Below are 12,278 nucleotides of genomic sequence, written 5' to 3'. Positions count from 1 at the left end.
GGGTGTGATCGACATTCCGGATGGGCTCATCGCTACTCAGTCCGCGTGCAACGGGGAGGCGGGCCGGGCGTTCGTGGCCGCGCTGCCGGGGATGGCGGCGGAGTTCCTGGAGCGGTGGGGGCTGCGCCGGGACGGTGCGGCGATGTACGGGGTGTGCGCGCTGGTCCTGCCGGTGGTGCGGGAGGAGGACGGGCGGCGGGCGGTGCTGAAGCTGCAGCCGGTGGACGCGGAGACGGCGGGGGAGCCGGTCGCGCTGCGGTTGTGGGGTGCGGCGGGTGCCCGGGCGGTGCGCCTGCTGGACCATGATCCGGTGACCGGGGCGATGCTCCTGGAACGGCTGGACGGACGCCGTTCGCTGGAGGGCGAGCCGGACCCGGACCGGGCGGTCCGGGTGATCGCCGGGCTGCTGGCGGAGCTGACGGCGGTGCGGCCGGGGGCGGACGCGCGGGGGGCCGGGCTGCCGGGGCTCGGGGAGGCGGTGTCGCGGATGCTGGCGGGTGCGCCGGACGTCGTGGCGTCGCTGGTGGACGAGGGGGAGCGGGGGCTCGTACGGGACTGCGCGGCGGCGGTGCGCGAGGTGGCGGGGGAGCCGGAGAACCGGCTGCTGCACTGGGACCTGCACTTCGGGAACGTGCTGGCGGGGGAGGGCGGCACCGGGTGGGTGGCCATCGACCCGAAGCCCCTGGTGGGGGACCCGGGCTTCGAATTGCTGCCCGCGCTGGTGAACCGGTTCGACGCGGGCGCGGTGGGGAAGCGGTTCGACGCGATGACCGGGGTGCTGGAGCTCGACCGGGGGCGGGCGGCGGCGTGGACGCTGGGGCGGGTGCTCCAGAACGCGTGCTGGTCGGTGGCGGGCGGAGCGAGGCGGCTGGCGCCGGAGCAGGCGGAGATCGCGCGGGCGGTGCGGGGGCTCGTCTGACGACGGGGCCGCACATATCTTTCGGCGGGGCGATGTTTACGCTGAACGCATGATTCGTACCGCTACCCCCGCCGATGTTCCCGTCATCCACGCCATGGTGCGTGAGCTGGCCGACTACGAGAAGGCGTTGCACGAGGTGCGTGCGACGGAGGACCACCTGCGGGAGGCGCTGTTCGGCGAGCGTCCGGCCGCGTTCGCGCACATCGCGGAGTCGGACGAGGACGGCGAGGTCGTCGGCTTCGCGCTCTGGTTCCTGAACTTCTCGACGTGGCGCGGGGTGCACGGCATCTACCTGGAGGACCTGTACGTACGCCCGGAGCGGCGCGGCGGCGGGCACGGGAAGGCGCTGCTGACGGAGCTGGCGCGGATCTGTGTGGAGCGGGGTTACGAGCGCCTGGAGTGGTCGGTGCTGAACTGGAACGCCCCGTCGATCGCGTTCTACGAGTCGCTGGGCGCGCGTCCGCAGGACGAGTGGACGGTGTACCGGCTGACCGACGGGGCGCTGGCGGAGCTGGGCGGGGCGTGAGGCGGGCGGGGGCCGTGGCCGGGCCCGCCGTCAGGGGATGAGGACCACCTTGCCGGTGGTGCCCCGCGTCTCCAGGTCGCGGTGGGCGTCGGCGGCGCGGGCGAGCGGGTAGCTCTGGACCGCGGGACGCAGGCGGCCGGCGGCGGCTTCGGCGAGGGCGCGGGTCTCCAGGGCGCGCAGTCCGCCGCCCCTGCGGAGCAGGCCGGGGCCGAGGACGTTCTCGGAGGTGAGGGAGCGGGCGGCGAGTTCGTCGGCGGCCGGGGTGAACGGGCCGTTGCCGCCGGACCAGCCGTAGACGACGTGCTGCCCGCCCTCGCCGAGGAGGCCGAAGGCGGCGCGGGCGGTGAGGGAGCCGACGGAGTCGTAGAGGACGGTGGCGCGCAGACCGAGTCCGTCCAGGTGGGTGCGGACGAGGCGCGGCCAGTCGGGGCGGGTGTAGTCGACGGCTAGGTCGGCGCCGTTGTCGCGGACGCGGGCGGTCTTGGCGGGGCCGCCGGCGAGGCCGATGACGGTGGCCCCGGCGTTCTTGGCGTGCTGGACGATCAGCGTGCCGATGCCTCCGGCGGCCGCGGTGACGAGGACGACGGATTCCGGTCCGAGCGGGGTGGCGGCGAGGATGCCGAGGGTGGTGCGGCCGGTGCCGATCATGGCGACGGCCTCGGCGTGGCCCAGCCCTTCGGGCAGGGGGTGGAGCCGGTCGGCGTCGGTGACGGCGAGTTCGGCGTAGCCGCCGGGGACGTTGCCGAGGTGGGCGACGACGTCGCGGCCGAGCCAGGCGGGGTCGGTGCCTTCGCCGAGGGCGTCGACGGTGCCGGCGACCTCGCGCCCGGGGATCGTGGGCAGCGGGGTGGGGGCCGGGTTGGGGCCGGGGAGTCCTTGGCGCAGTGCGGTGTCGAGGAGGTGCACGCCGGCGGCGCGGACGGTGATGCGGACCTGGCCGGGTGCGGGGGCGGGGTCGTCGGTGCGCTCGTAGTGCAGGTTCTCGGCGGGGCCGAAGGCGTGGAGGCGTACGGCGTGCATGGCGGGGTCCCCCGGAGTGGTGTGGGTGCTGGTGACCCCAGCCTTTGACCTCAAGTGCGGTTGAGGTCAAGTGCGGACGGGGCGTTGTCAGTGGCGTGCGTCACGATGGGGGCATGGTGCGCGGTGGTGGTCGGAGCGGTGGTGTAAAGGCGGCGCGGCGGCCGGAGGTGCGGTTGCCGCCGCTGGTGGATTTCGAGGAGGGCGGGCTCGAACCGGACGGGGATTACGACGGCGTGCGGTTCGGGGCGTCCGTGGACCTGGCGGACGCGTCGGGGCGGGGTGCGCGGTTCATGGACTGCGCGCTGGAGGGCTGCGCCCTGGACCGGGCGGAGCTGGTGCGGGCGCGGTTCATCGATTCGGTGCTGACGGGCGTACGGGGGGTGGGCACCGACCTCGCGGAGGCGTCGCTGCGGGACGTGGAGGTGGTGGACGCGCGGCTCGGCGGGACGCAGATGCACGGCGCGGTGCTGGAGCGGGTGGTGGTGCGGGGCGGGAAGATCGACTACCTGAATCTGCGGGAGGCCCGGCTGACGGACGTCGTCTTCGAGGGCTGTGTGCTGGTGGAGCCGGACTTCGGGGGCGCGCGGCTGACGCGGGTGGAGTTCCGGGACTGCGCGCTGAAGCGGGCGGACTTCAGCGCGGCGCGGATGGACGCGGTGGATCTGCGGGCGGCCGCCGAGCTGGACATCGCGCGCGGGGTGGAGCGGCTCGCGGGCGCGGTGATCAGCCCCGTGCAGCTGATGGAGCTGGCACCGGCGTTCGCGGCGCAGATCGGGGTGCGGGTGGAGGCGTGAGGTCCGTGCCGGGCCCGGTCAGAGGCGGGGGAAGCGGGCCTGGAGGTCCCAGACGGTCGGGTTGTCGGCCAGGCCCTCGTGCATGTCGGCCAGGTCGGCGATCAGGTCGTGCAGGAAGTCGCGGGCTTCGCGGCGCAGGAGGGAGTGGCTGAAGGTGAGCGGCGGTTCCTCGGGGTCCATCCAGTCGGCCTCGATGTCGACCCAGCCGAAGCGGCGCTCGAAGAGCATGCGGTCGGTGGACTCGGTGAAGTCGAGTTCGGCCTGCTGGCGGCGGTGCGAGCGGCTGCCGCGCGGGTCCTGGTCGATGCGCTCCACGATGTCGCACAGCGCCCAGGCGAAGTCGAGCACCGGCACCCATCCCCAGGCTGTGGATACTTCGCGGTCCTCCTTGGTGTCCGCGAGGTAGACGTCCCCCGAGAACAGGTCGTGCCGCAGCGCGTGGACGTCCGCGCGGCGGTAGTCGGTCTGCGGGGGGTCGGGGAAGCGGCGGGAGAGGGAGTAGCCGATGTCGAGCACGGTTCGATGGTGTCATGCCCGGCGTGTCGGCCCGGCATCAGCGGGCGGGCTGGGGGTCCGGCACCGGCGGGCGGGGCTTCAGGGCAGCAGGCGCTGTTCCTTGGCGACGGCGACGGCGCCCGCGCGGGTGTCGACGCCGAGCTTGTCGTAGATGCGGCCGAGGTGCGTCTTGACCGTCGCCTCGCTGATGAACAGGGCGCGGGCGATCTCGCGGTTGCCGAGGCCCCGGGAGAGCTGGCCGAGGATGTCGCGCTCGCGGTCGGTGAGGGTGGGGCGGGGCGCGCGCATGCGGGCCATCACGCGGCTGGCGACGGGCGGGGAGAGCGTGGTGCGGCCCTGGGCGGCGGAGCGGATCGCGGCGAACAGCTCCTCGGGGCGTTCGGCCTTGAGCAGATAGCCGGTGGCGCCGGCCTCGATGGCGCGCGTGATGTCGGCGTCGGTGTCGTACGTGGTGAGGACCAGGACGTGGGTGCCGGGGCCGGCCGCGATGCGGCGGGTCGCTTCGACGCCGTCGATGCCGGTGCCGAGCTGGAGGTCCATCAGGACGACGTCGGGGGCGAGCCGGGCGGCGAGCGCGACGGCCTCCTCGCCGCTGCCCGCCTCGCCGATGACCTCGATGTCGGGTTCGCTGCCGAGGAGGGCGAGGAGCCCGGCGCGTACGACGGCGTGGTCGTCGCAGAGCAGGATGCGGATGCGGTCGGCGGTGCGTTCCGGTGTGCGGTGGTCGGCGGTCATGCGGAGTCCTGGGGTGCGGTGACGACGGGGACGGTGGCGGTGACGACGGTGCCTTCGCCGGGCGCCGACTCGATGGTGAGGGTGCCGCCGAGCTGATGGAGGCGGGCGCGCATGGCGGGCAGCCCGTGGCCGCGCACCCCGCCGGGGGCCGTGGCGGTGGGCGTGAAGCCGTGGCCGTTGTCGGCGATGTCGAGGACGGTGCGGTCGTCCAGGTGCGTGAGCGTGAGGGCGGCCTCGGTGGCGCCCGCGTGTTCGGTGACGTTGGCCAGGGCGCCCTGGGCGATCCGCAGCAGTGCGGACTGGGTGCGGTCGGGCAGGACGGTGTGCGGGGTGCCCTCGATGTGGCAGCGGACGGTGAGCCTGCCCTGCGCCTGGGCGGTTTCGCGGGCGGCGAGGGCGTGCAGGGCCGCGTCGAGCCCGCCGCCCTCGGCCAGGTCGGCGGGGGCCAGGTCGTGGACGAAGCGGCGGGCCTCGGCGAGGTTGCGTTCGGCGATGCCCCCGGCGGTACGGATGTGGCGCCGGGCGGCGGCCGGGTCGGTGTCCCAGGTGCGGTCGGCGGCCTGGAGGAGCATCTGCTGGCTGGACAGGCCCTGGGCGAGGGTGTCGTGGATCTCCATGGACAGCCGCTGGCGTTCGGCGAGGGTGCCCTCGCGGCGCTCGGTGGCGGCGAGTTCGCGGCGGGTGCGGAGCAGATCGTCGATGAGCCTGCCCTGCCGTACGGCCTGGCGTTGCATGTGGACGAACACGGCGGTGGCGACGGCGGCGACGGCGGGCGGGGCGAGCACGAGGTTGGGGTCGAAGCCGTGCGCGAGGCGGAGCTGCGCGGCGACGACGAACAGCGTCAGCAGGGCGACGAGCGCGTACGCGGCGCGGGGCGGCAGGATGCGCAGCCCGGTGTAGAAGAGCGGCACCGCGCACCAGGCGAAGCTGGGCGCGAGGACGACCACCACCATCCACACGACGACCAGCCCGCCGAGCCAGACGAGGCTGCGGGCGGTGGGGCGCGAGCCGAGCACGGGCCCCATGACGTAGAGCACGGCCAGGGCGACGGACAGACCGATGATCCACGGCGTGCGGGCCTCACCGGGGTGCCGGAGCAGGAACCGGGCGAGCGAGGCGCCGAGGAGCAGGAAGAACGCGGCGTGCATGAGGAGGGCGAGGGAGCGGGTGTCGTCGGCGTCCCGCCCCGGCACGGCCCGTGGCCCGTCCTCGTACTCCTGAGCCACCTCGTACTCCGATCTACGGTCCGAAGGGACCCCTGCTGACCTGCGTGGACATTCCATCGTCACCCCGGAGGGCCGTCCCCGCATCAACCGATCGGCCGATGGGGACGTCAGCCGTCCCGGGCGCCGGGACGAGCCGCTACGACGACCGTCCGGGGGCGGTTCCGGCCCAACGATGGATGACAGGACGCGGGAACCACCCGCTTCCGCCCCCCCGCTGAGGAGCCCCTGATGAAGAAGATGTCGCTGCGCACCCGTGTCCTGACCGGTGCCGTCGCCGCCGCCGCCCTCGGGGCCGGCACCTTCGGCGCGATGTCCGCCAACGCGTCCACCCCGGCCGCCGCCCCCGCGACCACCGTCAAGGCCGACACCGCGAACCGCAACCTCCAGCAGACGACGCACCTGACGCTCGACGCCGCGACGAAGGCCGCGCAGGCCGCCCTGGACGCGGCGAAGAAGGAGAACCAGCGCGTCGCGGTCTCGGTGGTCGACCGCAACGGCAACACGATCCTGACCCTGCGCGGCGACGGCTCGGGCCCGCAGGCGTACGAGTCGGCCGAGAAGAAGGCGTACACCGCCGTGTCCTGGAACGCCCCGACCTCCGAGCTGGCCAAGCGCCTGGCCCAGGCGCCGAACCTGAAGGACATCCCTGGCACGCTGTTCCTCGCGGGCGGCGCCCCCGTGCAGGTCAAGGGCGCCCCGGTGGCGGGCATCGGCGTCGCGGGCGCCCCGAGCGGTGACCTGGACGAGAAGTTCGCGCAGGCCGGCGTCGCCGCCCTCGCCAAGTAGTACGTACGCGCACACCTTCCGGGAGACGGACATGAACGCCCTCGATCACCAGCTGCTCGACGCCGCGCGCACCGGCGACACCGACGGAGTGCGGACCGCGATCGAGGGCGGTGCCCGGGTCGACGCCCGCGACGAGGAGCTGCGCACCCCGCTGCTCCTGGCCGTCCACGGGGACCACGTCGGGGCCGCCCGGCTGCTCGTCGCGGCGGGCGCCGATCCGGACGCGCAGGACCGGCGCGAGGAGAGCCCCTGGCTGGCCACCGGTGTCACGGGCAGCGTGGAGATGCTGCGCGTCCTGCTGCCGGCCGGTCCGGATCTGAAGCTGCGCAACCGGTTCGGCGGGATCGCGCTGATCCCGGCGAGCGAACGCGGCCACGTCGCGTACGTACGGGAGCTGCTGAGGGTCACCGACATCGACGTCGACCACGTCAACCGGCTGGGCTGGACCGCCCTGCTGGAGGCCGTGATCCTCGGCGACGGCGGCCGGGCGCACCAGGAGATCGTGGAGCTGCTGCTCGCGGCGGGCGCGGCCCCGGGGCTGCCGGACGGCGACGGGGTGACGGCGCTGGAGCACGCGGAGCGGCGCGGGTTCGCGCGGATCGCGGCGCTGCTGCGGGGCGCGGAGGGCGCGGAGGCGCCGGACAGCGGGGGTGCGCGGTGAGTGCCCGCCGCGCCGGGGCCCGGGTCCGCCGGGACCGCGCCCGCCGCCCCCTCCCCGGCCTCCTGGCCGCCGTCGCCGCCGCGTCCGTGCTCGCCGGGTGCGCCGCCACCGACGCGCCCGCGTCCTCCGGCGCCTCGCCCGCCGCGCGGGCCCCCGCGCCCACCGCCACGCCCGAGCCCGGGGCGACCCCCGAAGGGACGCTGCTCGTCGCCGACTTCGGGGGCGACACCGTCAGCTTCGTCGATCCGGAGCGGGGCACGTTCGACCGGGTGAGGGTCGGTACGGCCCCCTATGGCGTCGCCGTCGGCGCGGACGGGCGGGCGTGGGTCACCACCGCCGAGGGCGTCGCGGTCGTGGACACCGAGAAGCGGACGCGGGAGGCCCGTATCCCGTACCGGACGCGGACCGGACCCGTGACGACGGGGGAGTACCGGGGCGGCGGAATGGGCATCGCCCTGGCCCCCGACGGCCGGCACGCCTATGTCGGCGTCAACGTGCCCGACGGCAACGGGGTCCTCGAGGTCATCGACACCGCGACCCGGAAGGTGACCGGCACGGTTCCCGTGGGGCGCCGGCCCTTCGACGTGGACGTGTCGCGCGACGGCTCGGAGGCGTACGCCACCGGACACGACTCGTTCGACGTGACGTCCGTCCGTACGGACACGCTCCGCGCGCGCCGCATGGAGGTCGCCCCGTACGGCACCGAGGGCGGGCTCGGGTCCTGGCTGAAGCCGCACTACGCGGTGGTCCGGCCGTCCGACGGGAAGCTGCTGCTGCCGTTCGAGGGCGAGCGGCTCGCGGTCCTCGACCCGCGCACCGGGAAGGTGGCCGTCGAGCGGATGACGGCCGACACCCACCAGCACGGCGCGGCGCTCGCCCCCGACGGCACCCTGCTCGTGGTCGGCACCGGCCCGATCGCCTCCGACGACGAGGAGGCGTCGCTGACGATCCGTGAGCCGGACGGTTCGGAACGCGTCGCGAAGCTGGACGGCCCGCACGAGGACGTCGCCGTGTCCCGGGACGGCCGTACGGCGTACGTCACGGGAGGCTTCACCCGGGACGGCTACTGGAACGGGATCACGGTCGTCGCGCTCGACGGGAGGACTCCGCCGGTCCGTCTCGCGGCGGGCGAACGGCCGCTGGGGATCGCGGTGCTGTGAGCGCGCCGCACCACCTCCGGATTACGACATTCCGCACATAGGATCATCCGTGTGGATCATCGAACCCCGGCTCGCCGAAGGGCCGTACGCGCCGCCCTCCCGCTGCTCGCCCTCGCGCTCCTCGCGCCCGCCTGCACGGGCGGGGTGGAGGGCAAGCCGGGCGCGTCCGGAGTGCGCGATCCGTATTTCCCGAAGCTCGGCAACGGGGGCTACGACGTCACGCACTACGCGCTCACGCTCGACGTGGACCCGGACGAACAGACCCTGCGCGGGACGGCCGAGATCACCGCGCGGGCCACGCAGGACCTGAGCTCGTTCAATCTGGACCTGGCCGGGCTGACCGTGGATTCGGCGACCGTGGAGGGGCGTCCGGCCGCCGTGAACCGGGCGGGCAACGAGCTGACGCTCCGTACGGACGCGAAGGCGGAGGACCGGCTGCGGAAGGGCGAGACGTTCCGCACGGTCGTGCGCTACTCCGGGTCCCCGAAGACCATCACGGACCCGGACGAGTCCGAGGAGGGCTGGCTGCCCACCGACGACGGGTCGCTGGCCCTCGGTGAGCCGACCGGTTCGATGGCCTGGTTCCCGGGCAACCACCACCCCGGCGACAAGGCCGCGTACGACCTGACGGTCACCGTCCCGAAGGGGCTCACGGCGGTCTCCAACGGCGTGCTCGCCGGGCCGCCGGTGACGGAGAAGGGCCGGACCACCTTCCGCTGGCACACCGCCGAGCCGATGGCGAGCTATCTCGCGACGCTGGCCGTCGGGCGGTTCGAGACGAAGACGTCCACGATGGCCGGCGGCATCACGGTGTTCACCGCCGTGGACCCGGAGGTGGCGAAGGAGAGCGCGCGGACGGTCGCCCGGGTCCCGGAGGTCGTGGCGTGGGAAGCGGAGCACTTCGGTCCGTATCCGTTCTCCGCGACGGGCGCGATCGTGGACCGCGAGGACGACGCGGGGTACGCCCTGGAGACGCAGAACCGGCCGTTCTTCCCGGGACCGCCGAGCGTCGGGCTGCTCGTCCACGAGATGGCGCACCAGTGGTTCGGCGACTCGGTCACGCCGGAGAGCTGGCGCGACATGTGGCTGAACGAGGGCCTGGCGACGTACGCGGAGTGGCTGTGGGAGGAGGAGAAGAACGACACCCCGGCCGAGGAGTCGTTCGAGGACGCCTACGAGGACAAGGACAACTGGGCGTTCCCGCCCGCCGATCCGCCGTCGGCGGCGGCCATCTCGGACGATCCGGTGTACGGGCGCGGGGCGATGGTCATCCACAAGATCCGCGAGGCGGTGGACGACGACGACGAGTTCTTCGCGCTGTTGCGGGGGTGGACGAAGAAGTACCGGCACCGCAACGCGTCGACGGCCGACTTCACGGCCTACGTGGAGGAAGAGACGGGGCAGGACCTGTCGGACCTGTGGAAGGCGTGGTTGTACGGCGGGAGCCGGCCCGCCGCGGACGGCTGACCGGCTCCCGCTCCCGCGTAGGGGTTACTTCACGTTGACGCCGCTCCACGCCGCGTCGACGGCCTTGAGCTCGGCGCTGTCGGCACCGTAGAGGTCGGTCGCCGCCTTCTCGGTGGCGGTGCGGGCGTCCGCGTAGTCGGTGGTGGAGGTCATGTACTCGGACAGGGCCTTGTACCAGATCTGGACGGCCTTGTCCCGGCCGATGCCGGTGACGGTGGAGCCGTCGGAGGTCGGGGAGTCGTAGTCGACGCCGTTGATGGTCTTCGCGCCGCTGCCCTCGGACAGCAGGTAGAAGAAGTGGTTGGCGACGCCGGAGGAGTAGTGGACGTCGAGGTCGCCGACGCCGCTGTCCCAGTAGTCGGCCGAGCCGCCGTCCTTGCTGGGCTCGTCCATGTAGCGCAGCGGGCTGCCGTCGCCGTTGATGTCGATCTTCTCGCCGATGAGGTAGTCGCCGACGTCGGTCGCGTTGTCGGCGAAGAACTCGACGGAGGTGCCGAGGATGTCGCTGGTGGCCTCGTTGAGCCCGCCGGACTCGCCGGAGTAGTTCAGGTTGGCGGTGGACGAGGTGAGGCCGTGGCTCATCTCGTGGCCGGCGACGTCGAGGGCGGTGAGGGCGCTCTTGTTGTCGGCGCCGTCGCCGTACGTCATGCAGAAGCAGCTGTCGTCCCAGAAGGCGTTGACGTACGCGTCGCCGTAGTGGACCCGGGAGTACGCGGCCTTGCCGTCGCCCGCGATGCCGTCCCGGCCGAAGGCGGACTTGTAGAAGTCCCAGGTCTTGGCGGCGCCGTAGTGGGCGTCGACGGCGGCGGTCTGGCGGTCGTTGCCGGTGCCGTCCCCCCAGGTGTCGTCGTCGTCCGTGACGAGGTCGCCGGTGCCGCTCTGGCCCTGGCCCAGGTCGTACGTCTTGTGGCCGCCGCGGTCGCCGTCGGTCAGCTCGAAGCCGGAGCCGGACGCGGTGGTGGTGAGGTCGACCTTGCCGCTGTACTGGCTGTTGCCGACACCGGCGGTCTCGATCTCCTCGTAGCTCAGGAGGACCTTGCCGGTGGTGGCGTCGGTGATGACGCGCTTGCGGCTGGGGGTGCCGTCCTTCTGGACTCCGGTCCTGACGGATTCCAGGGCGAGGACGGGGGTTCCGTCGCCGGCCCAGATCACGGTGCGGGCGCTCGCCGCGGTCTTGACCTTCGGCGTGGTGGACGGCACGGATATGCGGGCGTCGGTCGCCTTGGTGACGCTCTTGAGCTTGCCGTTGGCGGTGGCGTGGGTGACGAGGTCGCCGCCGAGGACGGGCAGCCCGGCGTAGGTGCGCTCGTAGCGGGTGTGGACGGTGCCGTCGGCATCCTTGATCACGTCACGCGCGATCAGCTTCTCCTTGGCGCCCAGCTTCAGTGCGGAGGCGGTGGCGGAGACGTCGGACTGGGCGGACTCGATCGCGGCGGCACGGGCCGACGCGCTGCTGAAGGCCGGGGTGGTTGAGGCGGAGGCGGAGTCGCCGGGGGTGTTCGGGTGGGCGTTCGCCGCACCGGACTGCATTCCGACGACGACCATCGCGGCCACGGCGGCCAGGGCTGCGGCGCGACGGGTGTTCATGTGGGGGGTCATGCAGACTCCGTTGCTCGTTCCGTGGGGGGTTACGAGCCGGGAGCCTGCCACCGAATCGGCAATATTGACGGTGTACCAACAAATGCCTCACATTTCCTTGACCGGTTCTTGTCCGACTGAGGCGCTGTCATGTCCGTTATCCGGCGGCCTTTGATCGGTCATGACCGGGTCTCCGGACATGCGGGAGCCCCCGGCCGCAGGACGTTCGGCCGGGGGCTCCTCAGCTGGGCGTCAGAGGCTGACGCCGAAGTCCTGGGCGATGCCGCGCAGGCCGGAGGCGTAGCCCTGGCCCACGGCGCGGAACTTCCAGTCGGCGCCGTTGCGGTACAGCTCGCCGAAGACCATGGCGGTCTCGGTGGCGGCGTCCTCGCTCAGGTCGTAGCGGGCGATCTCGGCGCCGCCGGCCTGGTTGAGGATGCGGATGTACGCGTTGCGGACCTGGCCGAAGTTCTGGCTGCGGGTCTCGGCGTCGTAGATGGAGACCGGGAAGACGATCTTGTCGATGTCGGCCGGAAGGCCCGCCAGGTTGACGTTGATCTGCTCGTCGTCGCCCTCACCCTCACCCGTGACGTTGTCACCGGTGTGCACGATGGTCTGGTCCGGGGTCGCCTTGTTGTTGAAGAAGACGAAGTGGGCGTCGGAGTAGACCTTGCCGGCGGCGTTGACCGCGATCGCCGAGGCGTCGAGGTCGAAGTCGGTGCCGGTGGTGGTACGGACGTCCCAGCCGAGGCCGACCGTGACGGCGGTGAGGCCGGGGGCCTCCTTGGTGAGGGAGACGTTGCCGCCCTTGGACAGGCTTACTGCCATGGGAAGTCCCTTTCATCTGTCGGGTGCGGGCTTCGCGGTCACGAAGCTACCGTCACAGGTCA

The 12,278-nt window shown here is 73.1% G+C and carries 13 protein-coding genes; 7 read left to right on the top strand and 6 right to left on the bottom strand.

Features of this window, described 5'->3' with window-relative positions; all coding sequences use genetic code 11:
- The first annotated feature begins 4 nt into the window (after positions 1-4).
- Positions 5-919: an aminoglycoside phosphotransferase family protein gene (locus AB0L33_RS09320; protein WP_365679228.1), complete on the top strand. Its 915-nt coding sequence runs from the start codon at positions 5-7 to the stop codon at positions 917-919.
- Positions 920-968: 49 nt separating this feature from the next.
- A complete protein-coding gene (locus tag AB0L33_RS09315; protein ID WP_365679226.1) occupies positions 969-1,445 on the top strand; it encodes a GNAT family N-acetyltransferase in 477 nt (158 codons plus the stop codon).
- A gap of 30 nt (positions 1,446-1,475) precedes the next feature.
- Here AB0L33_RS09315 and AB0L33_RS09310 read toward each other — a convergent pair whose 3' ends face one another.
- A complete protein-coding gene (locus tag AB0L33_RS09310; RefSeq protein ID WP_365679224.1) occupies positions 1,476-2,465 on the bottom strand; it encodes a zinc-binding dehydrogenase in 990 nt (329 codons plus the stop codon).
- A 113-nt stretch (positions 2,466-2,578) separates the two neighbouring features.
- Here AB0L33_RS09310 and AB0L33_RS09305 point away from each other — a divergent pair, with 113 nt between their 5' ends.
- Positions 2,579-3,259, top strand: coding sequence for a pentapeptide repeat-containing protein (locus AB0L33_RS09305; protein WP_365679222.1), 681 nt, complete (start codon positions 2,579-2,581; stop codon positions 3,257-3,259).
- Positions 3,260-3,277: 18 nt separating this feature from the next.
- On the opposite strand, the gene AB0L33_RS09300 is transcribed toward AB0L33_RS09305, so the two are convergent.
- The 3 genes from AB0L33_RS09300 to AB0L33_RS09290 all read right to left on the bottom strand — a co-directional run bounded on the left by AB0L33_RS09300 (position 3,278) and on the right by AB0L33_RS09290 (position 5,736).
- Complete coding sequence (locus AB0L33_RS09300; protein ID WP_365679221.1) at positions 3,278-3,775, bottom strand: hypothetical protein; 498 nt, start codon at positions 3,773-3,775, stop codon at positions 3,278-3,280.
- Positions 3,776-3,853: 78 nt separating this feature from the next.
- A complete protein-coding gene (locus AB0L33_RS09295; RefSeq protein WP_365679220.1) occupies positions 3,854-4,510 on the bottom strand; it encodes a response regulator transcription factor in 657 nt (218 codons plus the stop codon).
- On the bottom strand, positions 4,507-5,736 hold the full coding sequence (locus AB0L33_RS09290; protein WP_365679218.1) for a sensor histidine kinase: 1,230 nt from the start codon (positions 5,734-5,736) through the stop codon (positions 4,507-4,509). The genes AB0L33_RS09295 and AB0L33_RS09290 overlap by 4 nt, the downstream gene beginning before the upstream one ends.
- 228 nt (positions 5,737-5,964) lie before the next feature.
- On the opposite strand from AB0L33_RS09290, the gene AB0L33_RS09285 reads away from it, so the two are divergent.
- The 4 genes from AB0L33_RS09285 to AB0L33_RS09270 are packed head-to-tail and all read left to right on the top strand — an operon-like array spanning position 5,965 to position 9,810.
- Positions 5,965-6,522: a heme-binding protein gene (locus tag AB0L33_RS09285; RefSeq protein WP_365679216.1), complete on the top strand. Its 558-nt coding sequence runs from the start codon at positions 5,965-5,967 to the stop codon at positions 6,520-6,522.
- A 31-nt stretch (positions 6,523-6,553) separates the two neighbouring features.
- A complete protein-coding gene (locus tag AB0L33_RS09280; RefSeq protein WP_365679214.1) occupies positions 6,554-7,183 on the top strand; it encodes an ankyrin repeat domain-containing protein in 630 nt (209 codons plus the stop codon).
- The gene (locus AB0L33_RS09275) at positions 7,180-8,343 is read left to right on the top strand and encodes a YncE family protein (protein ID WP_365679212.1); all 1,164 of its coding nucleotides are present in this window, start codon (positions 7,180-7,182) and stop codon (positions 8,341-8,343) included. The genes AB0L33_RS09280 and AB0L33_RS09275 overlap by 4 nt, the downstream gene beginning before the upstream one ends.
- Positions 8,344-8,394: 51 nt before the next feature.
- Positions 8,395-9,810, top strand: coding sequence for a M1 family metallopeptidase (locus AB0L33_RS09270; RefSeq protein WP_365679210.1), 1,416 nt, complete (start codon positions 8,395-8,397; stop codon positions 9,808-9,810).
- Between the two features lie 24 nt (positions 9,811-9,834).
- On the opposite strand, the gene AB0L33_RS09265 is transcribed toward AB0L33_RS09270, so the two are convergent.
- Both AB0L33_RS09265 and AB0L33_RS09260 read right to left on the bottom strand, forming a co-directional pair.
- On the bottom strand, positions 9,835-11,409 hold the full coding sequence (locus AB0L33_RS09265; RefSeq protein WP_365679208.1) for a M4 family metallopeptidase: 1,575 nt from the start codon (positions 11,407-11,409) through the stop codon (positions 9,835-9,837).
- A gap of 231 nt (positions 11,410-11,640) precedes the next feature.
- Positions 11,641-12,216 (bottom strand): TerD family protein, encoded by a 576-nt coding sequence (locus AB0L33_RS09260; RefSeq protein ID WP_365679206.1) that lies wholly within the window; start codon positions 12,214-12,216, stop codon positions 11,641-11,643.
- Between the last annotated feature and the right edge of the window lie 62 nt (positions 12,217-12,278).

Source organism: Streptomyces sp. NPDC052299, assembly GCF_040679335.1.
Taxonomy (GTDB): Bacteria; Actinomycetota; Actinomycetes; order Streptomycetales; family Streptomycetaceae; genus Streptomyces.
The sequence above is the reverse complement of the archived record's forward strand: the minus strand, read 5'-3'. Positions and strand labels throughout refer to the sequence as shown.